The organism is Microbacterium sp. SA156, assembly GCF_049065455.1.
In the GTDB taxonomy this organism is placed as follows: domain Bacteria; phylum Actinomycetota; class Actinomycetes; order Actinomycetales; family Microbacteriaceae; genus Microbacterium; species Microbacterium barkeri.
Genome location: NZ_JBAKGU010000007.1, coordinates 129,710 through 154,628, shown reverse-complemented (window position 1 = coordinate 154,628; position 24,919 = coordinate 129,710). Strand labels below are relative to the sequence as shown.

Sequence of the window (24,919 nt, the reverse complement as noted above, 5' to 3'; positions counted from 1 at the left end):
TATCCCCGGGCAGACGCGAATTGTGCTCGAATTGGCGCCTTCTGACGCTACATTCGAGATATGGCCCGAAAGATCATCCACCAGCTTGTTGACGACCTCGACGACACCGTTCTCGAGCCCGGAGAAGGCGAGACCGTCCTCTTCGCCCTTGACGGAAAGAGCTACGAGATCGACCTCTCCGCCGACAACGCGGCGGAATTCCGCGCGCAGTTCGAGCGCTACATCTCGGCCGGCCGCCGCGTCGGAAGCGGATCCGGCTCGACGAATTCGAGCGCATCGCGCGTGACCCGCCGGCGCTCCGGCCAGACCGATTACGGACCGGTTCGCGCGTGGGCGAAGGAGAACGGCTATTCCGTCTCCGAGCGCGGGCGCGTCCCCGCTGCCGTGCTCGAGGCCTACGAAGCGGCTCACTGAGCCCGCACGTCGCGGCGCCGATTCGCCGGATGCACATGTGCATCCCGTGTGAATCGGCGCCGTGTCGCGTCCGGGGGTTGCATCCCGGCGGCGTTCTCGGAATCGTGGCTGGCCCGACGGAAGGAGAGCCGAATGCTCACACTCACCGAGAACGCCCAGACCGCCGTCCGAACGATCGTCGACCAGTCGCCGGATCCCGCCACCGCGGGCCTGCGCATCGACGGCTCGAGCTCTTCCCCGCAGGGGTACACGCTCACGCTCGCGCCCTCGCCTGAGGCCGCCGACGCCGTGGTGGAGAGCGGCCCGGTTCGCGTCTTCCTCCCCCAGGAGGCGGCCGTCGAGCTCGACGACAAGGTGCTCGACGCCGAGGTGACGCCCGACGGCGTGCGCTTCGCGCTGGCCGTCCAGGCCTGAGAGCGTCGCACGGCGCCGCCCGGGAATCCCGGGCGGCGCCGTGTCCTGTCCGCACTGCCGATAAGCTGGTGCGGACGCCCCCGTAGCTCAGTGGATAGAGCGTCGGTTTCCTAAACCGTGCGTCGCTGGTTCGAGTCCAGTCGGGGGCACCGTCTCACGCCGCGAGCGCGAGGTACGGCTCCCAGCGCGGATCCGCGCGCTCGGCCCCGCGCACCGTCCAGGACGTGCTGCGCGGCGCGCCCGGCGCGAAGCGGAGCTCCCAGCCCATCTCCTGCGGAGTCCGGTCGCTCTTGACGTTGTTGCACCGCAGGCAGCACGCCACGAGGTTCTCCCACGTGTCCCGTCCCCCGCGCGAGCGCGGGAGGATGTGGTCGATCGTCGAGGCCGAGGCTCCGCAGTACCCGCAGCGGAAGCCGTCCCTGCGCAGCACGCCGCGACGCGTCACCGGCGTCCGGCGCGCCGTGGGCACGCGCACGTAGCGGGTGAGGACGATGACGGCGGGCCGGTCGAACACCGATCTCGTGCCCCACACGGGCTCCCCCTCGACGTGCTCGATGACGGTCGCCTTCTCGTTCATGACGAGGACGAGGGCTCTCTTGAACGAGACGACCGCGAGGGGCTCGTATCCCGCATTCAGCACCAGTGTTCGCATACTCGATCCCTTCGATACGACCCGGACGGCTTCCGGGCATTCGAACTGCGACCGCTCCGATCGACGGCGGGCGTGCGCGGGCACGAAAAAGGGCGCTGTCTCATGGACAGCGCCCTGGAGAGACCGCGGCTGCTCCGCGGCCCGTGTGCACACGATGCCGGAGGACGTAACGCCCGAGCGCATCCGTGGTGCGGATGCGAGGTATTCGTTCCATCGGCTCCCTCCGCCTCTCTCGGCGACAGGGTCAGGCTAGCGCACCCCGGGCGTGTCGAGGGCGAAGAGCGGGTGAACAGCCGGGGATTCCGTGGCCGGATGCGACAGAGCGCCCGGCACGCGACGTGCCGGGCGCTCTCTCGCGGGATCCGATCAGATCGGCAGGTAGCTCATCGGGTCGACGATCGCGCCGTTGATGCGGTACTCGATGTGGAGGTGGTTCGCCGTGGAGCGGCCGGTCGAGCCGACGTAGCCGATCAGCTGGCCCGCCTCGACGGTCTGCCCGACCTCGACCTGGCGGGTTCCGTAGGTCATGTGGCCGTAGAGGCTCGAGGTGCCGTCGCCGTGGTCGATCGCGACGGTGACGCCCCAGCCGCCGAGCGCCTCCTGCGAGGTGATGACCGTGCCGGACTTCACGGCGTAGATCGGGGTCATCGCGGGCGCGACCATGTCGGTGCCCTCGTGGCCCGACCCGACCGAGCGGCTCACGTAGTAGGTGCCGGCGGGCAGCGGGCAGATGCCGCCGTCGCTCACGACCGGGGGCTCGTACGTCTGCGGCTGCTGCTGCGGCTGCTGCGGCGCGGTCTGCGCCTGCTGCTCCTGCTGCTGGGCCTGCTGCTCGCGCTGCTGCTGGGCGAGGAGCTCTGCCTGCTCACGGGCGCGCTCGGCGGCCTCGGCCGCCGCGGCGGCCGCCTTGGCCTCCTCGATCTCCTCCGGGGTCGTCGCGGAGTACGCAGCGCCGCTCAGCGGGGCGGTCTCGACCGCGGCGTCCACCGCGATCGACTGGGCCTCGCGCTCGGCTGCGTCCTGCATCGAGACGGTCTCGGGCGCCGGCTGCGTCGCCGCGTACGCAGGGATGGCGACACCGGCGAGCAGGGCGAGGACGGCGGCGATCGTGCCCGCGGCTCGGACCGGCTTCACCTGGGGGGCGCCGGCACGGCGGGCGGCCCGCTCCATGCGCCGGACGTCGCTGCGCGGCATGACGACGATTCCTCGCGTCACGGGCTGCACGGCCTTCGTCGGGGTCGTCGCGTCGGCGTCGGGGGCGCCCGCGGACGTAGGGTTCTCAGCCAAGTTGTCTCCTCCGTCGCCTCGCGCCAGGGAGCGCCGACTCGTCAGAACTGGTCGGGGCACAGTCTCACTCCGTCAGAACGACGAGCCGGGGAGGCGATTTCTCACGGAGCGCCCGGGGCTCGGAGCCGCCGGGTATCGCTCAACGGTAACGGAAGATAACGGAAATGTCACGCTCCCCGTCGGGCTCCCAGCCGAGCGTCAGCCGCGATCGTCGACGAGGAAGATGTGCGACGCGATCTCCACGGGCAGCTCGAGCGCGTCCTGCGCGCCCGCGATCTGGACCAGCACGTACCCCTCGCTGTAGCGGAAGTCGCCGTGCGCACCCGGCACGACCCCGGCGTCGCGCAGCTGCTGCAGGAGCTCGGGGTCGACCTGGGCCGACTCGGCGAGCCGCCGGACCGTGCCGGAGACGGGCCCGCCGTTCTCGTCGAGGCGGCGCACGAGGCCGACCACCCCCTGATCGGCCCGCTCGACGGAGAACTCCCCGAGCTGCTCCAGCCCGGGGATCGGGTTGCCGTAGGGCGACTCGGTCGGGTAGCCGAGCAGCTCGACGAGGCGGCGCTCGACCTGCTCGCTCATGACGTGCTCCCACCGGCACGCCTCGTCGTGGACGTAGGCCCAGTCGAGGCCGATCACGTCCGACAGCAGGCGCTCCGCGAGGCGGTGCTTGCGCATCACCTCGACGGCCTTGGCCCTGCCCTCGTCGGTGAGCTGCAGACGGCGGTCCTCGGCGACGACGACGAGGCCGTCGCGCTCCATGCGGGCGACGGTCTGCGAGACGGTCGGGCCGGAGTGGCCGAGGCGCTCGGAGATGCGCGCGCGCAGGGGGATGATCTCCTCCTCCTCGAGGTCGAGGATGGTGCGGAGGTACATCTCCGTGGTGTCGATCAGGTCGGTCATCGATCCTCCGTCTGCGTCGAAGGCAATCCTAACCGGGAGCACGGACCCCGGGCGCTGGCCGCCGTGGCCGCCCGCGCACGCGCCGTAGGATGAGCAGCATGACGCTCACGATCCCCGCCGATCTCCTTCCCTCCGACGGCCGGTTCGGCTGCGGCCCCTCGAAGGTGCGTCCCGAGCAGGTCGCCGCCCTCGCCGAGGCGGGATCGTCGCTCCTCGGGACGTCGCACCGCCAGGCGCCGGTGAAGAACCTCGTCGCGAGCGTGCGCGAGCGCCTCGCGCAGCTGCTCCGCCTGCCCGACGGCTACGAGATCGTCACGGGCAACGGCGGCTCGACCGCGTTCTGGGATGCGGCCGCGTTCGGGCTCATCGAGCGCCGCGCGCAGAACCTCGTGTTCGGCGAGTTCGGCGGGAAGTTCGCGAAGGCGGCCGCCGCGCCGTGGCTCGAGGCCCCCGATGTCCGCAAGGCGGAGCCGGGCACGCGCGCCGAGTCCGAGCCGGTCGAGGGCGTCGACGTCTACGCCTGGCCGCACAACGAGACGTCCACGGGCGTGGCCGCACCGATCCGGCGCGTGTCCGGCGACGCGGGTGCGCTCACCGTGATCGATGCGACCAGCGCCGCCGGCGGCATCGACTTCGATGTCGCCGAGACCGACGTGTACTACTTCGCGCCGCAGAAGAACCTCGGCTCGGACGGCGGGCTGTGGTTCGCCGCGATGTCGCCCGCGGCGATCGAGCGCATCGAGCGCCTGCACGCCTCCGACCGCTACATCCCGGAGTTCCTCAGCCTCTGGAATGCGGTCGACAACTCGCGCAAGGAGCAGACGCTCAACACCCCTGCCCTCGCGACGCTCCATCTCCTCGACAGCCAGCTCGGCTGGATCCTGGAGAGCGGCGGCCTCGAGTGGGCTGCGGCCCGCACGGCGGAGTCGTCGCAGGCGCTGTACACGTGGGCCGAGGCGTCGTCCTCGGCGACCCCGTTCGTGGCCGACCCCGCGCACCGCTCCCCCGTCGTCGTGACGATCGACTTCGACGAGGCCGTCGACGCGGCGGCGGTCGCCAAGACGCTGCGCGCCAACGGGATCGTCGACACCGAGCCGTACCGCAAGCTCGGCCGCAACCAGCTCCGGGTCGCGACGTTCGTCTCGATCGAGCCCGAGGACGTCCGCCAGCTCACGCGCGCGATCGACTTCGTTCTCGAGAACAGCTGATCCGTCGCCGCAGACAGGAGGAGCCCCGGCCGACCGGCCGGGGCTCCTCCTGCCTCACGCGGTCAGTCCTCCGCGTCGTCGTCATCCCACGCGTCGTCGTCCTCGTCCGCGTCGTCGTCCGCGCTGCGCGCCTCGTCGTCGTCCTCGTCGTAGTCCTCGTCGGACTCGGCCGCATCGTCGTCATCGGCCGCATCGTCGTCGCCCGCGTCGAGCTCGTCGATGTCGACGCCGTCGACGTCTCCCGCGTGCAGGATCGGCGAGCCGTCCTCGTCGAAGTCGTCCTCGTCCTGGTCGAACTCGTCGCCCTCGGGCGCGAAGTCCTCGCCCTCATCGGACTCGTCGGCCGCCGCGGCCTCGGCCGCCGCGCTCTGCGCCGCCTTGTACTCCTCGAGGCGCACCGACCACGGCACCCACTCGGGCGCGAGCAGCGCTCCATCGCCCGGCAGCAGCTCCGCCTCGAGCACGGTCGGCTCGGCGTCCTCGACGACCGCGAGGGAGACGGTCCAGTGCCATCCCGGATAGCCGCTCAGGCGGTTCTCGAAGCGCAGCGAGACGACGCCGTCGCCCTCGACGGTGTAGCCCGCCGGCTCGCCGATGGTCTGCGCGGGCGTGATCTCCCGCAGCGCGGCGAGCGCGAGATCCCGAGCCTCGAGCAGGCGAGGGTCGGGCTCGACGGGCGCGGCCTCGAGGGAGGCGTCCTCGCGGGGCGCCGCGGAATCCGCGAGCGCCTCCGCGTCCGCCGCAGGCTCGGGAGCCTCAGACATCGAGCTCGTCCGCGACCTTGCGCAGCACGGCCGCGACCTTGCGCGCGTGCGACGACGAGGGGTAGCGGCCGCGACGCAGGTCGCCGCCGATGTCGTCGAGGAGCTTCACGAGGTCCTCGACGATGACGGCCATGTCGTCTGCCTTCTTGCGCGACGCCTTCGCGAGGCTCGGCGGAGCCTCGAGCACCCGCACCGAGAGCGCCTGCGGCCCCTTGCGGCCGTCGGCGATCCCGAACTCGAGCCGCGTCCCGGCCTTCACGACCGCGCCCGCGGGGAGCGCGCTCGCGTGCAGGAACACGTCGTCCTGTCCGTCGTCCGACGTGATGAAGCCGAAGCCCTTGTCCTCGTCGTAGAACCTGACCTTGCCGGTGGGCATGTGAACCTCGCTGATACCGCTGGAACGTAGAGAGAGGGATCGATCGATCCCTCTCCGCCATCCTAGTCCGGCAGGCGTACGACTATCCTGGTCAGGATGAGTGATCAGCCCAGCGCGCAGCCCGCGGTCCGCCGCGTCGACCGCATCCTCGCGTTCATGTCCCTGGGGATCGTCGTGCTGTCGATCGGCTGCTTCCTCGCCGTGATCATCGCGACCGCCTCGGGGGTCACCGACTTCAGCGGCGGCGCGTGGCCGGTCGTGTTCCTCGTGCAGATGATCGGGCCCGTGATCGCCTTCCTCCTGCTCCTCACGCTGCTCGTCATGAGCTTCGTGCGAAGGGGTCGCGCCTCGCGCCGGAGCTGAGCGGATGAGCGGCGCGGACGCACGGGTGCTGGCGGAGCGGCTGGCCGCGATGTCCGACGCGCGGCTCGGCTCGCTCCTCGCGGCCCGCCGGGTCTCCGCCCACGTCGGCTGGCGCGACTTCTTCGACGCCGCCGACGCGCTGCTCGCCCCCGAGTCGTTGACGACGGCGCTGCGTCAGCTCCCGCGCGACGTGCTCGCCGACCTCGCCAGCGGCCGTCCGATCGCCGACGAGGGCATCGCGTCCTCACTCGTCGACGGATCCGGGTCGCCGCTGCCGTCGGTCCATCGCGCGCTCGACGGCGTGGACCTCGCGCCTGCCCGCCACGACGCCCCTCAGCCCGCCGACGAGTCGGCCGCGGCTCGGGCGGCGGAGCGCGCCTTCACGACCCTCGGGGCGCTCGCTGACGTGCTCGTCGCGGCGCTCGCGACTCCGCTGTCGCGCGTCGGCGGCGGGTCGGTCGGCGCGTCCGACCGGCGCCGGCTCGTGCAGGACGAGGTCGTGCGCGACGCCGAGGAGCTCGACGACCTCGTCGCGCTCGCCGAGGCGGCCGGCCTCGTGCGTCCGGTGGATCGCGCCTGGCTCGTGGCCGACGCCGGCGAGGACTGGACGCGCGAGCCCACGCGTCGTCGCTGGGAGATCCTCGCGACGGGATGGCGCGACGCGCTGCCCGCAGGTCTGCGCACCCGCGAGGGCGGCTGGGTGCCGCCGTCGGCGTGGGTCGACGCCTATCCGCTCGACCCGGCCTGGCCCGAGCGGGCGGCCTCGGCCCTGCGTCTGGCGGCTCTGCTCGGCCTCATCGCGCCCGACGGCACGGAGACCCCGTGGGCGACGCCGTTCCGGGCGGGCGGCGCCGCCGACGCCGGCCCCCTCGCAGAGCTCCTCCCCGGTGAGGTCGACCGCGTCTTCCTGCAGAACGACCTCACCGCGATCTCCCCCGGACCGCTCGTGCCAGCGCTCGACATGCGCCTGCGCGCGATGACCGTCCGCGAGTCGCACGCGCAGGCCTCGACCTACCGCTTCACCGAGGCGTCGCTCTCGTCGGCGATCGCGGGCGGCGAGACGGCCGAGGCCATCCGCTCGTTCCTCTCCGAGCTCTCGCTCACCGGCATCCCGCAGCCGCTCGACTACCTGCTCACCCGGACCGCCGAGCGGCACGGCCTCGTGCGGGTCTCGGTCGAGCCGGGCAGCGGCCACACGATCGTGTCGAGCCGCGACCACCATCTCGTCGAGACCATCGGCGTCGACCAGGCGCTGCGCCCGCTGGGCCTCGTGCGCGAGGGCGCGCTGCTGCGGACGCGCGCTGCACGGCAGACCGTCTACTGGGCGCTCGCCGACGCGCGCTATCCCGTCGTCGCGATCGACGACGACGGCCGCACCGTCGCGCTGCACCGCCGCCGACTCGCGCCCGCTGCCGAGGAGGATGCTCCCGAGGAGCGGTACCGGGCCGTCATCGACCGGCTTCGCGCTTCGCACGGCGAGGATGCGGAGGCCGCGTGGCGCGAGCGCGAGCTCGACGCCGCCGTCCGCGCCAAGGCCGTCATCGTCGTCGAGGTCGCGATGCCCGACGGGACGACGCGCGAGCTGACGCTCGAGGCGTCGGGGATCGGCGGAGGACGGCTGCGCGGCCTCGACCGCGCGGCCGACGTCGAGCGCACCCTCCCGGTCTCGCTCATCCGCTCGGTCCGCACCGCGTGACGCACCGCCCCGGCCCCGCGGCGGCGGCCCACCGGTAGACTGGACAGCTATGTCCGACGGCCCCCTCATCGTCCAGAGCGACCGCACGGTGCTGCTCGAGGTCGCGCACCCCGACGCGGAGGCCGCGCGCCACGAGCTCGCGGTGTTCGCCGAGCTCGAGCGGGCGCCCGAGCACATCCACACGTACCGCGTGACCCGGCTGGGCCTGTGGAACGCGCGCGCGGCCGGGCACACCGCCGACGACATGCTGGAGACCCTCGACCGATGGTCGCGGTTCCCCGTCCCGCCCTCGGTGTCGACGGACATCCGCGAGACCGTGAACCGATACGGGCGCCTCGTGATCGACCGCGACGACGAGGGCCGCCTGCGCCTCGTCTCCCAGGACGAGGCGGTGATCACCGAGGTCTCGCGCAACAAGCGCATCCAGCCGCTGCTCGTCGAGCACCCGACGCCCGACTCCTACATCGTCGACGCGTGGGCGCGCGGGCACATCAAGCAGGAGCTGCTGAAGATCGGATGGCCCGCGGAGGACCGCGCGGGCTACACGCCGGGCACGCCGCACCCCATCGCCCTCACCGAGGACGGATGGGCGCTGCGCCCCTACCAGCGGCTCGCGGTCGACACCTTCCGCGAGGACGGCTCGGGCGTCGTCGTGCTGCCGTGCGGCGCCGGGAAGACCCTCGTCGGAGCGGGCGCGATGGCCGCGACCGGGACGACGACCCTCATCCTCGTGACGAACACGGTGTCGGCGCGCCAGTGGCGCGACGAGCTGCTGCGGCGCACGACGCTCACGCCCGAGGAGATCGGCGAGTACTCGGGGCAGTCCAAGGAGATCAAGCCGGTCACGATCGCGACGTACCAGATCCTCACGTCGAAGCGGAAGGGCGAGTACGCGCATCTCTCGCTCCTCGACGCCCTCGACTGGGGGCTGATCGTGTACGACGAGGTGCACCTGCTGCCCGCGCCCGTCTTCAAGCTCACCGCCGACCTGCAGGCGCGCCGACGGCTCGGGCTCACCGCGACCCTCGTGCGCGAGGACGGCAGGGAGGGCGACGTCTTCAGCCTCATCGGGCCCAAGCGGTTCGACGCGCCGTGGAAGGAGATCGAGGCGCAGGGCTACATCTCCCCCGCGGCCTGCTACGAGGTGCGGATCGACCTGCCGGCGTCGGAGCGCCTCGAGTACGCGGCCGCGGCCGACGACGAGCGCTACCGGCTGGCGGCGACGGCGCCCGCGAAGATCGACGCCGTGCGGCGCATCCTCGCGCACCACCCCGACGAGCAGGTGCTCGTGATCGGCCAGTACCTCGACCAGCTCGACGAGCTCTCCGAGGCGCTCGACGCGCCGAAGATCACGGGCGCCACGCCCGTGGACGAGCGCGAGCGGCTGTTCTCGGCGTTCCGGGATGGGTCGCTGAAGCTGCTCGTCGTGTCGAAGGTCGCGAACTTCTCCGTCGACCTGCCCGAGGCGTCGGTCGCGATCCAGGTGTCGGGGTCGTTCGGCTCCCGCCAGGAGGAGGCTCAGCGCCTGGGACGCCTCCTGCGTCCGAAGCAGACCGACCACACGGCGAGCTTCTACACGCTCATCGCGCGCGACACGGTGGATCAGGACTTCGCGCAGAACCGTCAGCGATTCCTCGCCGAGCAGGGCTACAGCTACACGATCCTCGACGCCGAGCGGCTCGCCGCCGCATAGCGTTCGCGCTCGGCGCACGGATTCCGGGCCCGACGCGCGGATTTCCAGCCCGCGCTTACCCGGCACCGACATAATGGGGTCATGACCGCACCGCGCATCCTGGTCGTCGACGACGAGCCGAACATCCGCGACCTGCTCTCGCAGAGCCTGCGATTCGCCGGATTCCAGGTTCGGACCGTGTCCAACGGAGCCCAGACCATCTCGGCCGTGCTGGAGGAGGAGCCCGATCTCATCGTGCTCGACGTCATGCTCCCCGACATGAACGGGTTCAGCGTCACCAAGCGCCTGCGCGACGCCGGATACACCGCCCCGATCATCTTCCTCACCGCCAAGGACGAGACCGAGGACAAGATCAAGGGCCTCAACGTCGGCGGCGACGACTACGTCACGAAGCCGTTCAGCCTCGACGAGATCGTCGCGCGCATCCAGGCCGTCCTGCGCCGCACGATGCAGAACGACGAGGAGGAGTCGGTCATCCGCGCGGGCGAGCTCACGATGGACCAGGACACGCACGACGTCTACGTCGGCGACGAGCAGATCGACCTGAGCCCGACGGAGTTCAAGCTCCTCCGCTACCTCATGCTCAACCCGAACCGCGTGCTGTCGAAGGCGCAGATCCTCGACCACGTGTGGGAGTACGACTTCAACGGCGACGCGGGCATCGTCGAGAGCTACATCTCGTACCTGCGCCGCAAGATCGACCCGCACACCGCGGAGTCGCTCATCCAGACCAAGCGCGGCTTCGGCTACATGCTGAAGGTCGACAAGGTCTCCTGACAGTCGGCGGGCGCGCCCCGCCTCGCGGAAAGGCCCTGCCCTGGCACGCAAGCACGACGCCGTGACCCGGTGGTGGCGACGCGTCAGCCTGCGGGCGAAGGTCACCGGCGTGACGGTGTTCGTCCTCGCCGTCGGACTCCTCATCACGGGCGTCGTGACCGTGCCCATCCTCCAGCAGAACCTGCTCGGCAGCGTGCGCAGCACGGTCCAGGAGTACGCCGACTCGAACGTCGCCGAGCGGCTCCTCACGCCGCTCACGACGGCGTCGGGCGAGCTCATGTTCGTGCCGGCCGACAACGAGCCGCGCACCGAGTACTTCGTCGCGATGTACAACCGCGAGGGCGAGCTCATCGCGACCGCGGGCGGCTCGGAGGAGGCCGCAGAGCCCGCCTTCCCGCGCCGCCTGCCCCTCGACGAGGCGTACATCCGGCGCGGCAGCATCGTCCCCCTCGACGCGGAGACCGGGCGCGGACCCGGGTTCTACGCCGCGACGACCGTGAACACGCTCCAGTCGGAGAGCTACGACCTCCCGTACGCCACGGTCGTCGCGCTCCCCCTCGCCGACGTCGACAGCTTCGTCCGCACGTACATCGCCGTCTTCACGCTCGTCGCGTTCGCGACGGTCATCGCGGCGGCGTTCCTCACCCGCGGCCTCGTGACGCTGACGTTCCGCCGCTTCGGCCAGGTCGAGGCGACCGCCATGGAGATCGCGGCGGGCGACTTCAGCCAGCGGATGACCGACATCGAGCCCAGCACCGAGATCGGCCGCCTCAAGATCGCGATCAACACGATGCTCGACCGCATCGACGGGGCGATCGACGAGCGCGACGCCACGGTGCGGCAGATGCGCCGCTTCATCGGCGACGCGAGCCACGAGCTGCGCACGCCGCTCGTGAGCGTGCGCGGCTACGCCGAGCTGTACCGGATGGGCGCGCTGCAGGGCGAGGAGGCGACGGCCAAGGCGATGGAGCGCATCGAGGCCGAGGCCAAGCGGATGGGCGTCCTCGTCGAGGACCTGCTCGCCCTCACCCGGCTCGACGACCGCCGCGAGCTCGACATCCGCCCGGTCGACCTCCGCCCGATCGCGCACGATGCCGCGCTCGACGTCCGCGCGGCCGAGCCGGGCCGCGACGTCACGGTCGTCGATCACACCTTCGAGGCGATCACGGGCGCGGTGACGCTGCCCGAACGCGCCGAGCTCGAGGCCGCGACATCCGCCTCCGAGGACGGCCGCGCGGACGGGCCCGACGCGCCGCGGCGGCGCTGGGCGCCGGGAACCGCCGCGATCGCCCGCGCGTCGGCGGCGCTGCGTCGCCGACGCCCGGCCCAGACCGGCGAGCAGCCGCTCGTCGCGCAGCTCGACATCCCCGTGCAGCCGCCCGCGAAGCCCGTCGCGCTCCCTCCGATCGTCCGCGGCGAGGAGGACAAGATCCGCCAGGTGGTGTCGAACCTGCTCGGCAATGCGCGCCGCTACAGCCCCGCCGAATCCCCCATCGTCATCGAGGTGGGCGTGGACGCCGCGGCGCGCACCGGATGGATCGCGATCGTCGACCATGGCGAGGGCGTCCCCGAGTCGATCAGGGACAAGGTCTTCCAGCGGTTCTGGCGGGCCGACACCTCGCGCGCACGGGAGACGGGAGGCAGCGGCCTGGGTCTCTCGATCGTCGCCTCGATCGTCGACTCCCTCAGCGGAACCGTCCAGGTGACCGACACCCCCGGAGGCGGCGCGACGTTCCGCGTGGCCTTCCCGCTCGCCCGGGAGGGGTCGGATGCCGGGGCGACGCCGCGTGCACAGTCCGGCATCGCCGCGGTGTCGCCGGGCGACGCTGTGGACGGCCCGGAGGGCGGCGCGCCCCGCTCCTAGCGTGAGGACCACGCCGATCTCCGGCGGTCACACGAGAAGGAGCACCCATGCCGATCTTCGCCGTCGACAGCGACGCCCTCGTCGCGCAGTCCGCCAACGTCCGTGCCACGGGCGACCGCATCCAGGCCGATTCCGACACCATGCTCGCGCAGCTGCTCGAGCTGCAGGCGGTGTGGCAGGGATCGGCCGCCGCGGGCTTCCAGAGCGTCATGGACCAGTGGCGGGCGGCTCAGCTCGCCATCCAGGAGTCCCTCGCGTCGATCGGGCAGGCGCTCAACGTCGCGGGGATGCAGTACGCCGAGGCGGAGCAGGCCAGCGCCGGCATGTTCCGCTGAGCCCGCGTCCCGGTACGCAGAAGGGCCCCTCCGCAAGGAGGGGCCCTTCGTGTCGTTCAGCGCGACGAGCGCGCGGCGCGGATCAGAAGTCCATGCCGCCGCTGGGGTCGGCAGGAGCGGCCGCGGCCTTCTCCGGCTTGTCCGCCACGACCGCCTCGGTCGTGAGGAACAGGCCGGCGATCGACGCGGCGTTCTGCAGAGCCGAGCGCGTGACCTTGGCGGGGTCGATGATGCCGGCCTCGAAGAGGTCGACGTACTCGCCCGTGGCCGCGTTGAGGCCCTGGCCGACCGGGAGCTCGGCGACGCGGTTCGCGACGACGCCCGGCTCGAGGCCCGCGTTGAGCGCGATCTGCTTGAGCGGAGCCTCGATGGCGATCTTCACGATGTTCGCGCCGGTCGCCTCGTCGCCCGTGAGCTCGAGACCGTCGAACGCGACCTGGCCCGCCTGGATGAGCGCGACGCCACCACCGGGGACGATGCCCTCCTCGACGGCCGCCTTCGCGTTGCGGACGGCGTCCTCGATGCGGTGCTTGCGCTCCTTGAGCTCGACCTCGGTGGCCGCGCCCGCCTTGATGACGGCGACGCCGCCGGCGAGCTTGGCGAGGCGCTCCTGCAGCTTCTCGCGGTCGTAGTCGCTGTCGGTGTTCTCGATCTCGCGGCGGATCTGGGTCACGCGACCCTCGATCTGCGCGGCGTCACCGGCACCCTCGACGATCGTCGTCTCGTCCTTGGTGATGATGACCTTGCGCGCACGGCCGAGGAGCTCGAGGTCGGTGTTCTCGAGCTTGAGGCCGACCTCCTCCGTGATGACCTGGCCGCCCGTGAGGATCGCGATGTCCTGCAGCTGCGCCTTGCGGCGGTCGCCGAAGCCGGGGGCCTTGACGGCGACCGACTTGAAGATGCCGCGGATCTTGTTGAGCACGAGCGTCGCGAGAGCCTCGCCCTCGACGTCCTCGGCGATGATGACGAGCTCCTTGCCCGCCTGGATCACCTTGTCGACGACGGGCAGAAGGTCCTTGATGTTCGAGATCTTCTGGTTCGCGATGAGGATGTACGGGTCCTCGAAGACGGCCTCCTGGCGCTCCGGGTCCGTCACGAAGTAGGGGTTGAGGTAGCCCTTGTCGAAGCGCATGCCCTCCGTCAGCTCGAGCTCGGTGCCGAAGGCCTGGGCCTCCTCGACCGTGACGACGCCCTCCTTGCCGACCTTGTCGATCGCCTCGGCGATGAGCTCGCCGATCGAGGTGTCCGCAGCCGAGATCGACGCCGTCGCGGCGATCTGCTCCTTCGACTCGATCTCCTTCGCGGTGGAGAGGAGCTGGTCGGTGACCGCCTTGACGGCCTTCTCGATGCCGCGCTTGAGGCTGATCGGGTCGGCGCCCGCGGCGACGTTGCGGAGGCCCTCGCGGACGAGCGCCTGGGCGAGGACGGTGGCCGTGGTCGTGCCGTCACCGGCGACGTCGTCGGTCTTCTTCGCGACCTCCTTGACGAGCTCGGCGCCGATCTTCTCGTACGGGTCGTCGAGCTCGATCTCCTTCGCGATGGAGACGCCGTCGTTCGTGATCGTGGGAGCGCCCCACTTCTTCTCGAGCACGACGTTGCGACCACGCGGGCCGAGCGTCACCTTGACGGCGTCGGCCAGCGTGTTGAGGCCGCGCTCGAGGCCGCGACGGGCCTCTTCGTCGAAAGCGATGATCTTTGCCATGTGTTTGTCGTCCCTCCCGGACGTAGGCGTATGGGTTTAGCACTCTCTTGACGGGAGTGCTAAACGCCATTTTGGCACTCGACCCCATCGAGTGCAAGCCGGGAGGCGTCACCCGCCGACACACGCGCAGCCGCCCCGCGACCGGGGTCGCGGGGCGGCTGCGGAGAAGGCGGGAGCGCTCAGACGGGGCGGACCGCCTCGGCCTGGGGGCCCTTCTGCCCGGTGCCCACCGTGAACTCGACGGCCTGGCCCTCCTCGAGCACGCGGAAGCCGGTCATCTCGATGTTCGAATAGTGCACGAAGACGTCCTGGCCGCCGTCGGCGACGGTGATGAACCCGTAGCCCTTCTCGGCGTTGAACCACTTCACGGTGCCCTGGGTCATGGCGATCACTCCTGTTGCGGGATGGAACTGGAGCGATCGTATCCGCGTGATTCCGCGGCAGAACGTCGATCAGGCGACGTTTGACACGGTCGTCTCGTGACGTTTACGCGCCGGAAACACGGTCGAGTCCGACGACCACCGTGAGCTGTCGGCCGTCGCCGCTCTGGTACGCGTCGCTCTGCACCACCTCGGTCGCGCCGATGGCCTCCGCGACGCCGCGCGCCGCCGGCTCATCCTCGGGGCTCGCGTAGAAGACGGTCGTCTTCTCGAAGTCCGTCTCGTCCGAATCGGTGGGGGTCACGGCCCCCTCGGGGAAGCCCGCGTCGACGAGCTGCTCCGCGACCTCGTCGTCGAGTCCCTCTGTCGCCGTGCCGTTGAGGACGAGCACCGAGTACGACGTGTCGACGACGGGCGCCGTCGTCGCCGCCGGCGCCGGCGTGTTCTCGGGCGCCGGGAGCGCGCCCTGCTGCGAGAGGACGAGGAAGCCGAGGATCCCCGCGATCACGAGCACGATCGTCGCGACGATCGCCCACAGCAGCACGGCGGGTCCGCTCATGCCCGGGTTCTCCGCGCGGTGGGCGCCGACGCGCCCCGTCTCGCGCGGGATGTCGTCGAAGCGGTCCCGGGGGTAGGTGCTCGGCATCCCTCGATGCTATCCGCGGACGTCGTGGATCAGCTGGTGACGCGGAGGCGCGCCGCCTCGCGCTCGTCGCGCAGTCGGCGGAGGCGCTTGACGAGGAGCGGATCCGCGGCGAGCGCGGCCTCGGTGTCGATCAGCCGCCCGAGCAGCTGGTAGTACCGCGCCGGGGTCATCGCGAGCTCCGCGCGGATAGCCTCCTCCTTGGCGCCGCCGTGGGCGCCCCACGCCGCCTCGAAGGCGAGGATGGCGCGCTCGCGTTCCGACAGGGAGGTGGACATGCTCCGAGCGTATGGCGCGCGGCGCCGCTCGGCCGTCAGGCGCGCCAGCGGACGCGGGCCCCGAGCGGATCCGCCGCGGCGAGCACGCGGCCGTCGAGAGCGAGCGCGAAGCCACCGGGCCATTCCGCCTCGTCGACCGGCTCGGTCCATCCGCTGTGGAGCCCCGGCGCGTCGAGCGTGATCCAGCGAGCCCCGAGTGCCCGGATGGCGTCGATGAGCGCCTCACGGCGGGCACGCGGGAGGTACGGGAGCACGCCCGGCGTCGACACGACGAGCGTCGCCTCCGATGGCGCGTCCGCGGCGAGCGCGCGGAGGGCCTCGGGATCGCCGGCATCGCCTGCGATGAGAAGAGGCGGATCGGCCGCCGCGATGTCGAGCGCCCGCGCGATCCGCTCGCGCCGCCCCTCCTCGCCCGGCCACACGAGCATCTCGAGCCAGGCGCGGTCGCGCGGGTCGCGCGGATCGCGCGGCTGCAGATCGCTGCCCGCGCGCCAGACGACCTCCGGCAGCCGCAGCTCCGGCAGCGGGCCATCCCAGGTCGAGGCCAGTACGACTCCGGACGCCCCGTCGACGGGGTCGAGGTGCACGTGTCGGCCGGTCGCCGCATACCGGTAGGAGTAGCGGTCGGGGTAGAGGCACAGGCCTCCCGATGCACCGAGCTCGAGGAGGGCGATCGGGCCGTCGACGAGCGAGAGCGCGGGCAGGAGCGCCGCGCAGCGCAGCGGCTCGTTCGTCTGCAGGCCGCGGATGGCGCACTCGGCGACGATGTCGTCGGCCCGCGCGCGCACGAAGCGCGCCCAGTCGGCGGCGTCGGCGTCGTCCGCCGCGCCGAGCAGGCGCGTCACGGCGAACACGAGCGGCGGCTGGCGGTGCGCCGCCGGGATGCGGGCGAGCACGGCGGCGACCGCCCCGTCCTCGGCGGCCCTCGCCGCCCAGTCGCCGTAGACGCGAGACCGTCCCGGCGCCTCCTCCGCGGCGAACCGGGCGAAGCGTTCGGCGACCTGCGCGACCTCGTCCATCCCCGCCATTCTGCCGTCTCCCGGCGCCCCTCCTCCGGCCCCTGCCGTCCTGCGCGGCGGTAGAATCGGGGCATGTCGTACAGGGTCGAGAAGTCCGAGGCGGAGTGGCGTGCAGAGCTGACGCCTGAGCAGTACGCGGTGCTGCGCGAAGCCGGAACCGAGCGGCCGTGGACCGGCGAGCTGCTCGACGAGGAGCGCGCGGGCCTGTACACGTGCGCCGCATGCGGCGCCGAGCTCTTCCAGAGCGGCACGAAGTTCGACTCGCACTGCGGATGGCCGAGCTTCTACGAGTCGGTGCGCCCCGAGGCCGTCGAGCTGCTCGAGGACACGAGCCACGGCATGGTGCGGACAGAGGTCCGCTGCGCGAACTGCGGCTCGCACCTCGGACACGTCTTCCCGGACGGATTCGGCACGCCCACCGGCGACCGCTACTGCATGAACTCGCTCTCGCTGAACTTCACGCCCGAGGCGTGAGCGCTCCGCGCATGGGCTCCGCTCTCGAGGCCGCCCGCGCGCGGCGCTCATCGTCCAAGGTCACCGACGAGGCTCCCACGCGCGAGGAGCTGCTGCCGCTCGTGGCGGCGGCCGGTCGCGTCGCCGACCACTCGAACCTCACCCCGTGGCGGCTCATCGAGCTGCGCGGCGACGACCGTCTGCGGCTCGGCCGCGCGATCGGCGAGGCGACAGGCGACGGACCTTCGACGAAGCCGCTGCGCGCTCCCCTGCTCATCGCGATCGTGTCGAGCCCCCGCCCGTCCGAGAAGGTGCCGGAGTGGGAGCAGGAGGCCGTCGCGTCGGGCGTGGCCCACCTGCTGAGCCTGCTCCTCGACGAGGCCGGCTGGGGTGTGATGTGGCGCACGGGCGCCTTCGTGCGCTCCCCCGCGGTCGCGAAGGCGCACGGCCTCACCCGCCGCGAGAAGCTCCTCGGCTGGCTGTACGTCGGCGGACGCCCTCCGCGCGACCGCGAGGGGTTCCGGCCCGGTGTCGACCCGGACCGGATCCTCGGCAGGATGCCGGGCGGTGAGCGCTCCTAGGTCACCAGCCCGCGGGCCGGGTGTCCTTGCCGTCGAGCCACAGCCGGTCCGACGCGTCGCTGTGGGCGGTCCCGCTGCCGACGTGCTTGGCGTCGATGCGGTCGCCCTTGGTGATGACGTGCACGAGCGCCATCGCGTGGCCGCGGCCGAGGCCGTAGTCGGCGGCGAGCCACTCGATGATCGGGCCCGCCTTGGTCCCGGGGCCGAAGCCGCGCTCGGCGGCGAGGTCGACGAAGGCGCGCGGCGTGACGCCGGTCTTCGTCTCGATGTTGTCGAGGTACGCCTGGAAGGACATCAGAGGAACTCCTGGATCATCGTGTCGGATGCGTGGATGCAGAGGATGCGCAGAGGTCCATCGCCCGAGTTGACGAAGCCGTGCCACACGCCGGCTCCGACCGTCGCGGTGTCGCCCGCGTGGGCGACGATCGTCTCCTCGCCCATCGTGATCGTGGCCTCGCCCGCGAGGACATGCCAGGTCTCCGAGTAGGGATGGCGGTGCAGCCCGGGCCCCTGACCCGGCTCGTTGTCGACATGGAAGAACGACACCGCCGCGCCGTGCTCCCGCCCCTCGAAGCGCAGCGTCCTGCTGCCCGGCATGCGGATCTCATCCGCCGTCACGATGCCCATGAGCGGCTCCTCTCTCTCACGACGCGACTCTCGCAGGCTCGGTTCGGCGAGGATAAGGTTTCGACGTGCATCGAAAGCTCGTCGAGTTCCGTCTGCGCCCGGACGACGTGTCGGCCATCCGATTCGGCGTCTCCCCGGGGCACGAGCTCGTGCACGCGGTGCGCTCGCTCGCCCGCCCCGCGGAGAACCCGCTCCAGTGGGGATGGCTGCGCCAGGCCCGCGACGTCGTTCCGCGCCCCGCCTTCGAGCTGCTGCGGACCGTGGTCGGAGCAGACGGCTACGTCCCCGACTTCCTCACCTCTGAGCCGTCGTGGGATCTCGACCCTGCCGAGGAGGCGGCGCGCCGCCGCCGGGCTCCGCTGCGGGGGATGCAGGTCGACCTCCGCAAGCGCGTCGACCGCAGCGCGGGACGCGAGCGGACGGCGCTCCTCCGACTTCTCGACGACCCGAACCGCGCGCGAGCGGCGATCGCCGACGCCGCCGACGCCGTGTGGGATGCCGTGCTCGCGCCATCCTGGTCGCAGCTGGAGCGCCTCCTGCGGGCTGACATCGTGGCACGGACGCGGGTCGTCACGACGGCCGGCATCGGCGCGATGGCGACAGCGCTCCACCCGGCCGTGGACTGGTCGGCCGACTCCGTGCGCGTCGAGCTCACGCGCCACGAGGAGACCGTCGACTGCACGGGGCGCGGCCTCGTGCTCGTGCCGTCGGTGTTCGCGCGGCGGTGCTCGGTGATCACCGAGCCGCCGGCGCAGCCGACGCTGTTCTACCCCGCGCTCGGCGTCGCCGAGGACTGGCATCGCGAGGGGGTCGCGCACGCGGCCGCACTCGGCCGGCTTCTCGGCGAGGGGCGGCTCTCGGTGCTCCTGGCACTGCGGGAGCCGCTCTCGACGAGTGCCGTCGCCACGGCGACCGGGCTCGCGATCGCGACGGCATCGCATCACCTCAGCGCGCTGCGCGGGGCGAGGCTCATCACGTCGCGGCGATCCGGACAGCGCATGCTCCATGCGCGCACGCCGCTGGGCGAGGCTCTCCTCGCTGGCTGACCGGTCAGCGGCGCCCGGCGCGCACGGTCGCGACGACCACGCCGCCCGCGGCGAGCGCCACCGTGAGCGCGCGCTGCCACAGCGCGGGCGGCGCGGCGGGCGGCCAGAGGACGTCGAGGACGACGGATGCGCCGAGCATGCCGAGCACGGACCCGAGCGTCATGAGCAGGACCCCCGTGCGGGGAGTGAGCGCCGCCGAGATGAAGATGTACGCGACGCCGAGCGCTCCGCCGAGGTAGAGCCACGGCTCGCGCGGCGCGGATGCGGGCGCACCCGCCGTCGCGAGGTGCCAGACGGCGGCGACGGCGAGCACGGCCGTCCCGCCGATGAAGTTGACGAGCGTCGCCGCGAACGCGGAGCCGACGGCCTGGCGCAGCCGCCCGTTCGTCGCCGTCTGCCACGCGACGCCCGCCCCGACGAGGAACGGCAGGACGAGCATCCACAGCGGGGCCCGCGCCACGGCGTCTCCGGTCAGGGATACGACGACCGCCGAGAGCACGAGGGCGGCGCCCGCGACGCGCGGCAGCGTCACGGCGCTCACGCCCGCGGGGCTGTAGCCGATGCGGTCGAGCACGAGTCCGTGCACGGTCTGGCCTGCGACCATGCCGACCGAGAACATGGCCACGCCGATGACGGCGACCGTGAAGCTCTGCGTCGCGACGCTGAACGCCCCTGCGGCTCCGCCCACGAGCATCCACCAGGGCACGCGGCGCTCGCGCAGGGCCGATCGGAGCGCACGGACGCCGGCGCGGCCGCTCGGGAGGAGCGGCGCGAGCACGAGCAGGATGACGAGGCCCGACCCGAACGAGATGAGGGCCGCGACGAGCGCGGCGTCGAGCGCGACGCCGAGCTGTCCGTTGACGCGCGCCTGGATGGCCGTGAGGGCGCCCACGAGGACGGCGCCGCCGACGCCGATCGCGATCGCGAGCCGGTGCTTCGGCGCTCCGCGGTCCATCGCGCCTCCCCCTGCTCGTGCGACCTCGGCCATCCTACGGCGGCACCGCGCATCCGAATCCCGGCACAGCTCAGGAGCGGCAGCCCCCGGCGGCGCGCGGTCAGGCGATCGCGCGCCGTGAGAGTCGGCGCGGGCGAGGCGTGCGGGGAGGGTGCGCGGCCTTGAGGATGGGCTTCACGTCGCGGGCGCGCTCCTCGAGCGCCGCGAGGGCGGTCGCGAGCGAGGCGAACTCGCCGATCGCGACGCCGTGGCGGTCGTGCGCGAGGTGGCGCCGGCCGTCGACCGTGACGAAGCCCGCGAACTCGCCGGCATGCGTCGCGACGAAGACGTCGTCTGCCGCCTGCTTCCAGGCAAGCGGCTCGTCGGTATGGTGAGGGTCGTCCAGGTGGGTGATGGTCATGTCGTGCTCTTCTCGTCTGAGTGCGGGCGGCCGCGTGGGCATGCCCGCGATGCGGCGGCTCCGGGCGATCGCCGCTCGCATCTGTGCGAGGGGATCCGTGGATGGCCCTGAGCCGGTGAGCTGCGGCGATCGGCCGTGAGAGGCGGCGGACATCGCACTGCAAGCTCCGTCCAGTCTACCTGCAGCGGGCGGAGAAGGCCATCCGCGTGTCGCCGCGCCCGGCGATGTCGGCGCACGCGCATAGCCTGAACGTCGTCCCGACGTCGTGACGCGCCACGCCCTTCGACCTCCAAGGAGACCCCCGACATGATGGGGACCTCGCACGCCGCCAGCGGCGCCGCCGCCTGGATCGCGCTCACCGCCACGACGCTACCCGCCCTGGGAGCGCACGAGCTCGCGCCCGCCGCGGTGCTGCTCGGCGCGCCCATCGCGGCGGGCGCCGCCCTCCTGCCCGACGCGGATCATCACAGCGCGACGATCGCCCACTCCGTGCCCATCGCCGGGAGACTCGCGGCAGGTGTCGTCGGCGCCGTGTCGGGCGGGCACCGCAAGGGCATGCACTCGCTGCTCGCCGTGCTCGGCGTCATCGTCGGCATGCGCTTCCTCGGGGAGGTCGTCTGGCACCCGGACGGCTCGGCCGAGCCCTACCACCTGGGCGTCGCGATCGCGGTCGCGGCGTGCACCGCCTTCGCGCTCAAGGTGCTGCGGATCGCGCGACGGTGGCCCCTCGCGTGGGCGGGCGGCGCGGCGCTCGGCGCGGCGGCCGGCTTCCTCGCCCCCGCGCAGACCTCCTGGCTCCCCTGGTGCGTCGGGGTCGGATACCTCGCGCACCTCGCCGGCGACCTCCTCACGACCGGGGGCATCCCGCTGCTGTGGCCCATCCGCGTGCGGGCTCCCCGGTGGGCGCGGCGCACGCCGCTCCTCCGCCGGGTGTGGCTGCGCGGCGGAGGCATCGCGGTGCCGGTCCTCGGCGACACGGGATCCTGGCGCGAGCAGGCGCTCTTCGCCGCGCTCAGCTGCTACGCCCTGTGGGGTGTCGCGGCCGAGGCGACCGCTGTCCTCGCGGGAGGGATGTGAGGACGTTTGTTGACATGCGTAACTAAGTCGCGGTAGGACTTCTGTGGGCACCGACGCCCACCTGAGGAGGTTCGCCGATGAACAGCACCCCCGCGCCCGCCTGGGCGCAGCCATCCCGTCGCGTCCGACCGCGACGACGCGGCAGGCGCGCAACGGTCGCCGTCGCGCTTGCGCTCGGCCTCGCGGCTCCGCTCGCCGTGACTCCGGTCGCGCACGCCGCCCCCGTCGCGGCCGAGGTCGACCTGGTCGACCCGGACGCGACTCCCGAGACGCGCTCGCTCTTCGCGTACCTGCGCGACATCGACGCAGAGGGCGTCCTGTTCGGGCACCAGGAGGACCTGTACTTCGGGGAGTCCTTCCCCACGCAGGACGGCACGTCCTCCGACTCCCTCACCGCGACGGGCGACCATCCGGCCGTCATCGGATTCGACACGCTCGAGACCGCGGGCATGCCGCTCGCCGAACGCGAGGCGAAGGCGCAGCAGCTGGCCGCGAACATCCGCCAGGCGCACGACGTCGGGGCGATCAGCACTCTCACGATCCACATGGAGAACCTCGCGACCGGCGGCGACTTCTACGACACCTCGGGCGACGCCCTGCGCGCCGTCCTCCCCGGCGGAGCGCAGCACGATGCGCTCCGCGCGTATCTCGATCGCATCGCCGTGACCGCGCATGCCGCCGTCGCCGCCGACGGCACGGCCATCCCGATCGTGTTCCGCCCCTGGCACGAGAACGCGGGGTCCTGGTTCTGGTGGGGCGCGGCGTTCGGCCTGCCCGGCGAGTACGCCGAGCTGTTCCGGTTCACGGTCGAGTACCTGCGCGACGTGAAGGACGTGCACAACCTCCTGTACGCGTTCTCGCCCGGGGGCGGGTTCGGCGGCGACGAGGACCTGTACCTGCGCACGTACCCCGGCGACGACTTCGTGGACGTGCTCGGCTACGACGTCTACGACAGCTCGGGCGCCGCGCAGAGCTTCCTGGACGGGCTCGTCGCCGACCTCGGCATGATGGGCCGCCTCGCGCAGGCGCGCGGCAAGATCAGCGCGCTGACGGAGTTCGGCATCTCGGGCGGCGTGCGCCCCGACGGCGAGAACGCGAACCCCACCTGGTTCACCGATGTGCTCGACGCGATCATGTCGGATCCCGACGCGGCGCGGACCGCCTACATGATGACGTGGGCGAACTACGGCGGCGACTCGACGCCGTACTTCCCCGTCGAGGGCGAGATGCTGCCGGACTTCCAGGCCTACCACGACGACCCGCGCACGTTCTTCGCCGACGACCTCGCGGGCGTCTACGACGCCGAGACCGCGTCCGTCGCCTCGGCCGCTGCGCACCTCGCGTCGCCCGCCGACGGCGCGCGCGTGGTGGCCGGGCCTGTCGAGCTGCGCGCATCGGTGACGGGTCACGCGGCCGATCGCGTGACGGTCACGACCGATGCGGGAGACGTGATCGAGCTCGCGGCCCCGGCTGACGGCGGGATGTGGTGGACCGGGGCGTGGGATGTCGTCCCCGAGCAGCTCGACAACACGTCGCACGGGCTGACCCTGCGCGTGTTCGCGGGCGGCGCCGAGGTGGAGACCACGGCGTCGACCGTCGTCCTCGGTCCCGAGCCGGTCCTGCCGCTCGGCGTCGTCGACGACTTCGAGTCCTACGACGCGGACGCCGCCCTGCAGAGCAGGTGGGTGCCCCAGAACGCGAACGTCCTCGAGCTCGCCCGCGCGGCCGAGGGCGACGCGGTCGGAGGCGGAGAGGCCGCGATGCGGCTGTCGTACTCCTTCGCGACGCAGTCGTACACGGGAGTGGGCCGGCCGGTCTCGGGCGACTGGTCGTCGTTCTGGGACTTCGAGGCGTGGATCGACCCCGACGCGTCCGGCAACCGGCTCGTCCTCCAGCTCGTCGCCGACGGCGTCGCCTTCGAGGCCTATCCCTCCCTCGCCGGCGACGACCCCTACCTCGCCACCATCCCCTTCGCCGACTGGCGCCCCGCTCCCTGGGACACCGCCAACGCCGACCGCCGCCTCACGCCCGAGGCCCTCGCCCACGTATCGCAGTTCAGCGTGTTCGTCAACGCAGCCGACGCAGGCGCCGTCGAGGGCTCCATCGTCGTCGACGAGCTCCGCGCGGTCGAGGGCACGCCCCCGCCGCCGGTCTACGTCGACGTCGAACGCGACGACCCCGACTACGCCGCGATCGCGTGGCTGCACGACGAGGTCGTCGATCTCGGCGACGCGAACGGCCGCTTCCACCCCACGCGCCCCGTGACGCGTGCGGAGGCGACGCACGCACTCGCGGCGTACCGGGAGGATGCCCCGGCGGTCGACGGCACGGCGAAGGCTCCCGTCGAGCGCGCCGAGCTCGCCCACGCGCTGTGGGAGCTCGCGGGCGCGCCGACGCCCGCGGAGCCCGCGGACTTCGACGATGTGCCGCCGGCCCATCCGTCGGCCGAGGCGATCGCGTGGGTCACGCAGAACGGCATCGTCGAGCCCGCCGGTGACGGCCGCTTCGGGATGCGCGGTCCCGTGACGCGGGCGGAGCTCGCCCGCGCCTTGCGGGCCTTCGACGCGGCCCCGGGCACGGAGCCGCCGACCACCCTGTTCGACTTCGCGGACGGACGGCAGGGTTGGGCCGCGAACGGGGCCATCGACGCCGCGGACGGACGCCTCACGGTCGACCTCGCGGAGAGCGGATGGATCTGGGCGACCGGCTCGTGGGACCTCTCCGGCCGCTCGACGCTCGTCATCGACGTCGCGGAGACGACCGGCACGTCGATCGGCCTCGCGCTGCAGGTCGGCCCCTCGTGGAGCTGGTGCGAACTGCCCGCCGGCGACCCTGTCTCCGGCGGCGCGTCGGTCGCGATCGACCTCGGCGCGCTGTCATCCGAGTGCCGCGGTCAGCTCGGCGACGTCCGCGGCGTCAACCTGCGCCTCGACGCGGGGCAGCACGCGATCGACGCCATCCGCGTGCGCTGAACGTGGCTCGCGCCCGGGCCATCCGCTGATCGAGCGGATGGCC

28 protein-coding genes and 1 tRNA gene are annotated in these 24,919 nt (G+C 72.4%); 15 read left to right on the top strand and 14 right to left on the bottom strand.

What is annotated here, in order from left to right; genetic code table 11:
• Positions 1 to 60 precede the first annotated feature (60 nt).
• The 3 genes from ACOWU6_RS08915 to ACOWU6_RS08905 all read left to right on the top strand — a co-directional run bounded on the left by ACOWU6_RS08915 (position 61) and on the right by ACOWU6_RS08905 (position 977).
• On the top strand, positions 61 to 414 hold the full coding sequence (locus ACOWU6_RS08915; protein WP_271173551.1) for a histone-like nucleoid-structuring protein Lsr2: 354 nt from the start codon (positions 61 to 63) through the stop codon (positions 412 to 414).
• 132 nt (positions 415 to 546) lie between these two features.
• On the top strand, positions 547 to 828 hold the full coding sequence (locus ACOWU6_RS08910; RefSeq protein WP_271173552.1) for a Fe-S cluster assembly protein HesB: 282 nt from the start codon (positions 547 to 549) through the stop codon (positions 826 to 828).
• 76 nt (positions 829 to 904) lie between these two features.
• Positions 905 to 977 (top strand) — tRNA-Arg (locus ACOWU6_RS08905).
• A 5-nt stretch (positions 978 to 982) separates the two neighbouring features.
• Here ACOWU6_RS08905 and ACOWU6_RS08900 read toward each other — a convergent pair.
• The 3 genes from ACOWU6_RS08900 to ACOWU6_RS08890 all read right to left on the bottom strand — a co-directional run bounded on the left by ACOWU6_RS08900 (position 983) and on the right by ACOWU6_RS08890 (position 3,667).
• Entirely contained in the window at positions 983 to 1,480 is a 498-nt protein-coding gene (locus ACOWU6_RS08900; RefSeq protein ID WP_271173553.1) for an HNH endonuclease, read from the bottom strand.
• A 366-nt stretch (positions 1,481 to 1,846) separates the two neighbouring features.
• Positions 1,847 to 2,767, bottom strand: coding sequence for a M23 family metallopeptidase (locus ACOWU6_RS08895; protein ID WP_271173554.1), 921 nt, complete (start codon positions 2,765 to 2,767; stop codon positions 1,847 to 1,849).
• Positions 2,768 to 2,965: 198 nt separating this feature from the next.
• The gene (locus tag ACOWU6_RS08890; RefSeq protein WP_271173555.1) at positions 2,966 to 3,667 is read right to left on the bottom strand and encodes a metal-dependent transcriptional regulator; all 702 of its coding nucleotides are present in this window, start codon (positions 3,665 to 3,667) and stop codon (positions 2,966 to 2,968) included.
• A gap of 98 nt (positions 3,668 to 3,765) precedes the next feature.
• On the opposite strand from ACOWU6_RS08890, the gene serC reads away from it, so the two are divergent.
• Complete coding sequence (gene serC, locus ACOWU6_RS08885) at positions 3,766 to 4,875, top strand: phosphoserine transaminase (RefSeq protein WP_421075458.1); 1,110 nt, start codon at positions 3,766 to 3,768, stop codon at positions 4,873 to 4,875.
• Between the two features lie 62 nt (positions 4,876 to 4,937).
• Here serC and ACOWU6_RS08880 read toward each other — a convergent pair whose 3' ends face one another.
• Together ACOWU6_RS08880 and ACOWU6_RS08875 are read right to left on the bottom strand one after the other, a co-directional pair.
• Positions 4,938 to 5,639 carry a DUF3027 domain-containing protein gene (locus tag ACOWU6_RS08880; protein ID WP_421075457.1) on the bottom strand — a complete coding sequence of 234 codons (702 nt, stop codon included), beginning with the start codon at positions 5,637 to 5,639 and terminating at the stop codon, positions 4,938 to 4,940.
• Positions 5,632 to 6,015, bottom strand: a complete 384-nt coding sequence (locus ACOWU6_RS08875) for a cold-shock protein (RefSeq protein WP_271173558.1) — start codon at positions 6,013 to 6,015, stop codon at positions 5,632 to 5,634. Before ACOWU6_RS08875 ends, ACOWU6_RS08880 begins: the two co-directional genes overlap by 8 nt.
• 96 nt (positions 6,016 to 6,111) lie before the next feature.
• Between ACOWU6_RS08875 and ACOWU6_RS08870 the strand changes: the two genes are divergently transcribed.
• The 6 genes from ACOWU6_RS08870 (at position 6,112) to ACOWU6_RS08845 (ending at position 12,743) form a co-directional block, all read left to right on the top strand.
• Positions 6,112 to 6,378 carry a multidrug ABC transporter ATPase gene (locus tag ACOWU6_RS08870; RefSeq protein WP_271173559.1) on the top strand — a complete coding sequence of 89 codons (267 nt, stop codon included), beginning with the start codon at positions 6,112 to 6,114 and terminating at the stop codon, positions 6,376 to 6,378.
• Between the two features lie 4 nt (positions 6,379 to 6,382).
• Entirely contained in the window at positions 6,383 to 8,074 is a 1,692-nt protein-coding gene (locus ACOWU6_RS08865) for a helicase-associated domain-containing protein (protein WP_421075456.1), read from the top strand.
• A gap of 49 nt (positions 8,075 to 8,123) precedes the next feature.
• Positions 8,124 to 9,767 carry a DNA repair helicase XPB gene (locus tag ACOWU6_RS08860; protein ID WP_421075455.1) on the top strand — a complete coding sequence of 548 codons (1,644 nt, stop codon included), beginning with the start codon at positions 8,124 to 8,126 and terminating at the stop codon, positions 9,765 to 9,767.
• Between the two features lie 81 nt (positions 9,768 to 9,848).
• Positions 9,849 to 10,544 carry a response regulator transcription factor gene (locus ACOWU6_RS08855; RefSeq protein WP_271173562.1) on the top strand — a complete coding sequence of 232 codons (696 nt, stop codon included), beginning with the start codon at positions 9,849 to 9,851 and terminating at the stop codon, positions 10,542 to 10,544.
• Between the two features lie 61 nt (positions 10,545 to 10,605).
• On the top strand, positions 10,606 to 12,408 hold the full coding sequence (locus ACOWU6_RS08850; RefSeq protein WP_421075454.1) for a sensor histidine kinase: 1,803 nt from the start codon (positions 10,606 to 10,608) through the stop codon (positions 12,406 to 12,408).
• A 47-nt stretch (positions 12,409 to 12,455) separates the two neighbouring features.
• Positions 12,456 to 12,743 carry a WXG100 family type VII secretion target gene (locus tag ACOWU6_RS08845; RefSeq protein WP_421075453.1) on the top strand — a complete coding sequence of 96 codons (288 nt, stop codon included), beginning with the start codon at positions 12,456 to 12,458 and terminating at the stop codon, positions 12,741 to 12,743.
• A gap of 82 nt (positions 12,744 to 12,825) precedes the next feature.
• Here ACOWU6_RS08845 and groL read toward each other — a convergent pair whose 3' ends face one another.
• From groL to ACOWU6_RS08820, 5 genes are all read right to left on the bottom strand, one after another.
• Positions 12,826 to 14,445: a chaperonin GroEL gene (gene groL, locus ACOWU6_RS08840; RefSeq protein ID WP_271173565.1), complete on the bottom strand. Its 1,620-nt coding sequence runs from the start codon at positions 14,443 to 14,445 to the stop codon at positions 12,826 to 12,828.
• A gap of 179 nt (positions 14,446 to 14,624) precedes the next feature.
• Entirely contained in the window at positions 14,625 to 14,828 is a 204-nt protein-coding gene (locus ACOWU6_RS08835; protein ID WP_271173566.1) for a cold-shock protein, read from the bottom strand.
• Positions 14,829 to 14,931: 103 nt separating this feature from the next.
• Positions 14,932 to 15,471 carry a LytR C-terminal domain-containing protein gene (locus ACOWU6_RS08830; RefSeq protein ID WP_282979401.1) on the bottom strand — a complete coding sequence of 180 codons (540 nt, stop codon included), beginning with the start codon at positions 15,469 to 15,471 and terminating at the stop codon, positions 14,932 to 14,934.
• 29 nt (positions 15,472 to 15,500) lie between these two features.
• Positions 15,501 to 15,746, bottom strand: a complete 246-nt coding sequence (locus ACOWU6_RS08825; protein ID WP_271173568.1) for a DUF3263 domain-containing protein — start codon at positions 15,744 to 15,746, stop codon at positions 15,501 to 15,503.
• A 35-nt stretch (positions 15,747 to 15,781) separates the two neighbouring features.
• Complete coding sequence (locus ACOWU6_RS08820; RefSeq protein ID WP_421075452.1) at positions 15,782 to 16,765, bottom strand: DUF2332 family protein; 984 nt, start codon at positions 16,763 to 16,765, stop codon at positions 15,782 to 15,784.
• Between the two features lie 72 nt (positions 16,766 to 16,837).
• On the opposite strand from ACOWU6_RS08820, the gene msrB reads away from it, so the two are divergent.
• Together msrB and ACOWU6_RS08810 are read left to right on the top strand one after the other, a co-directional pair.
• A complete protein-coding gene (gene msrB, locus ACOWU6_RS08815) occupies positions 16,838 to 17,239 on the top strand; it encodes a peptide-methionine (R)-S-oxide reductase MsrB (protein ID WP_271173570.1) in 402 nt (133 codons plus the stop codon).
• Between the two features lie 11 nt (positions 17,240 to 17,250).
• A complete protein-coding gene (locus tag ACOWU6_RS08810; protein ID WP_421075465.1) occupies positions 17,251 to 17,799 on the top strand; it encodes a nitroreductase family protein in 549 nt (182 codons plus the stop codon).
• Between the two features lies 1 nt (position 17,800).
• Here the strand turns inward: ACOWU6_RS08810 and ACOWU6_RS08805 are convergent, their stop codons facing one another.
• Positions 17,801 to 18,094: a DUF4287 domain-containing protein gene (locus tag ACOWU6_RS08805; RefSeq protein WP_271173571.1), complete on the bottom strand. Its 294-nt coding sequence runs from the start codon at positions 18,092 to 18,094 to the stop codon at positions 17,801 to 17,803.
• Positions 18,094 to 18,426 carry a cupin domain-containing protein gene (locus tag ACOWU6_RS08800; protein ID WP_282979406.1) on the bottom strand — a complete coding sequence of 111 codons (333 nt, stop codon included), beginning with the start codon at positions 18,424 to 18,426 and terminating at the stop codon, positions 18,094 to 18,096. Before ACOWU6_RS08800 ends, ACOWU6_RS08805 begins: the two co-directional genes overlap by 1 nt.
• Positions 18,427 to 18,491: 65 nt before the next feature.
• Between ACOWU6_RS08800 and ACOWU6_RS08795 the strand changes: the two genes are divergently transcribed.
• On the top strand, positions 18,492 to 19,472 hold the full coding sequence (locus ACOWU6_RS08795) for an ArsR/SmtB family transcription factor (RefSeq protein ID WP_421075451.1): 981 nt from the start codon (positions 18,492 to 18,494) through the stop codon (positions 19,470 to 19,472).
• A gap of 4 nt (positions 19,473 to 19,476) precedes the next feature.
• Here ACOWU6_RS08795 and ACOWU6_RS08790 read toward each other — a convergent pair whose 3' ends face one another.
• Both ACOWU6_RS08790 and ACOWU6_RS08785 read right to left on the bottom strand, forming a co-directional pair.
• Positions 19,477 to 20,427, bottom strand: coding sequence for a DMT family transporter (locus ACOWU6_RS08790; protein ID WP_421075450.1), 951 nt, complete (start codon positions 20,425 to 20,427; stop codon positions 19,477 to 19,479).
• Between the two features lie 100 nt (positions 20,428 to 20,527).
• Entirely contained in the window at positions 20,528 to 20,827 is a 300-nt protein-coding gene (locus tag ACOWU6_RS08785) for a hypothetical protein (RefSeq protein WP_271173575.1), read from the bottom strand.
• A 306-nt stretch (positions 20,828 to 21,133) separates the two neighbouring features.
• Here ACOWU6_RS08785 and ACOWU6_RS08780 point away from each other — a divergent pair, with 306 nt between their 5' ends.
• Together ACOWU6_RS08780 and ACOWU6_RS08775 are read left to right on the top strand one after the other, a co-directional pair.
• Positions 21,134 to 21,904 carry a metal-dependent hydrolase gene (locus ACOWU6_RS08780; protein ID WP_271173576.1) on the top strand — a complete coding sequence of 257 codons (771 nt, stop codon included), beginning with the start codon at positions 21,134 to 21,136 and terminating at the stop codon, positions 21,902 to 21,904.
• A 77-nt stretch (positions 21,905 to 21,981) separates the two neighbouring features.
• Positions 21,982 to 24,876 carry a glycosyl hydrolase gene (locus ACOWU6_RS08775; RefSeq protein WP_421075449.1) on the top strand — a complete coding sequence of 965 codons (2,895 nt, stop codon included), beginning with the start codon at positions 21,982 to 21,984 and terminating at the stop codon, positions 24,874 to 24,876.
• Positions 24,877 to 24,919: the final 43 nt, after the last annotated feature.

Excerpts from the sequence above, each read along its gene's own strand:
- ACOWU6_RS08805 (WP_271173571.1), bottom strand. The coding sequence starts at position 18,094 with ATGTCCTTCCAGGCGTACCTCGACAACATCGAGACGAAGACCGGCGTC.
- ACOWU6_RS08825 (WP_271173568.1), bottom strand. The coding sequence starts at position 15,746 with ATGTCCACCTCCCTGTCGGAACGCGAGCGCGCCATCCTCGCCTTCGAG.
- serC (WP_421075458.1), top strand. The coding sequence starts at position 3,766 with ATGACGCTCACGATCCCCGCCGATCTCCTTCCCTCCGACGGCCGGTTC.
- ACOWU6_RS08800 (WP_282979406.1), bottom strand. The coding sequence starts at position 18,426 with ATGGGCATCGTGACGGCGGATGAGATCCGCATGCCGGGCAGCAGGACG.
- ACOWU6_RS08820 (WP_421075452.1), bottom strand. The coding sequence starts at position 16,765 with ATGGACGAGGTCGCGCAGGTCGCCGAACGCTTCGCCCGGTTCGCCGCG.
- msrB (WP_271173570.1), top strand. The coding sequence starts at position 16,838 with ATGTCGTACAGGGTCGAGAAGTCCGAGGCGGAGTGGCGTGCAGAGCTG.
- ACOWU6_RS08785 (WP_271173575.1), bottom strand. The coding sequence starts at position 20,827 with ATGACCATCACCCACCTGGACGACCCTCACCATACCGACGAGCCGCTT.
- ACOWU6_RS08900 (WP_271173553.1), bottom strand. The coding sequence starts at position 1,480 with ATGCGAACACTGGTGCTGAATGCGGGATACGAGCCCCTCGCGGTCGTC.
- ACOWU6_RS08915 (WP_271173551.1), top strand. The coding sequence starts at position 61 with ATGGCCCGAAAGATCATCCACCAGCTTGTTGACGACCTCGACGACACC.
- ACOWU6_RS08880 (WP_421075457.1), bottom strand. The coding sequence starts at position 5,639 with ATGTCTGAGGCTCCCGAGCCTGCGGCGGACGCGGAGGCGCTCGCGGAT.
- ACOWU6_RS08870 (WP_271173559.1), top strand. The coding sequence starts at position 6,112 with ATGAGTGATCAGCCCAGCGCGCAGCCCGCGGTCCGCCGCGTCGACCGC.
- groL (WP_271173565.1), bottom strand. The coding sequence starts at position 14,445 with ATGGCAAAGATCATCGCTTTCGACGAAGAGGCCCGTCGCGGCCTCGAG.
- ACOWU6_RS08855 (WP_271173562.1), top strand. The coding sequence starts at position 9,849 with ATGACCGCACCGCGCATCCTGGTCGTCGACGACGAGCCGAACATCCGC.
- ACOWU6_RS08875 (WP_271173558.1), bottom strand. The coding sequence starts at position 6,015 with ATGCCCACCGGCAAGGTCAGGTTCTACGACGAGGACAAGGGCTTCGGC.
- ACOWU6_RS08810 (WP_421075465.1), top strand. The coding sequence starts at position 17,251 with ATGGGCTCCGCTCTCGAGGCCGCCCGCGCGCGGCGCTCATCGTCCAAG.
- ACOWU6_RS08780 (WP_271173576.1), top strand. The coding sequence starts at position 21,134 with ATGATGGGGACCTCGCACGCCGCCAGCGGCGCCGCCGCCTGGATCGCG.
- ACOWU6_RS08890 (WP_271173555.1), bottom strand. The coding sequence starts at position 3,667 with ATGACCGACCTGATCGACACCACGGAGATGTACCTCCGCACCATCCTC.
- ACOWU6_RS08790 (WP_421075450.1), bottom strand. The coding sequence starts at position 20,427 with ATGGACCGCGGAGCGCCGAAGCACCGGCTCGCGATCGCGATCGGCGTC.
- ACOWU6_RS08865 (WP_421075456.1), top strand. The coding sequence starts at position 6,383 with ATGAGCGGCGCGGACGCACGGGTGCTGGCGGAGCGGCTGGCCGCGATG.
- ACOWU6_RS08910 (WP_271173552.1), top strand. The coding sequence starts at position 547 with ATGCTCACACTCACCGAGAACGCCCAGACCGCCGTCCGAACGATCGTC.
- ACOWU6_RS08845 (WP_421075453.1), top strand. The coding sequence starts at position 12,456 with ATGCCGATCTTCGCCGTCGACAGCGACGCCCTCGTCGCGCAGTCCGCC.
- ACOWU6_RS08830 (WP_282979401.1), bottom strand. The coding sequence starts at position 15,471 with ATGCCGAGCACCTACCCCCGGGACCGCTTCGACGACATCCCGCGCGAG.
- ACOWU6_RS08860 (WP_421075455.1), top strand. The coding sequence starts at position 8,124 with ATGTCCGACGGCCCCCTCATCGTCCAGAGCGACCGCACGGTGCTGCTC.
- ACOWU6_RS08775 (WP_421075449.1), top strand. The coding sequence starts at position 21,982 with ATGAACAGCACCCCCGCGCCCGCCTGGGCGCAGCCATCCCGTCGCGTC.
- ACOWU6_RS08835 (WP_271173566.1), bottom strand. The coding sequence starts at position 14,828 with ATGACCCAGGGCACCGTGAAGTGGTTCAACGCCGAGAAGGGCTACGGG.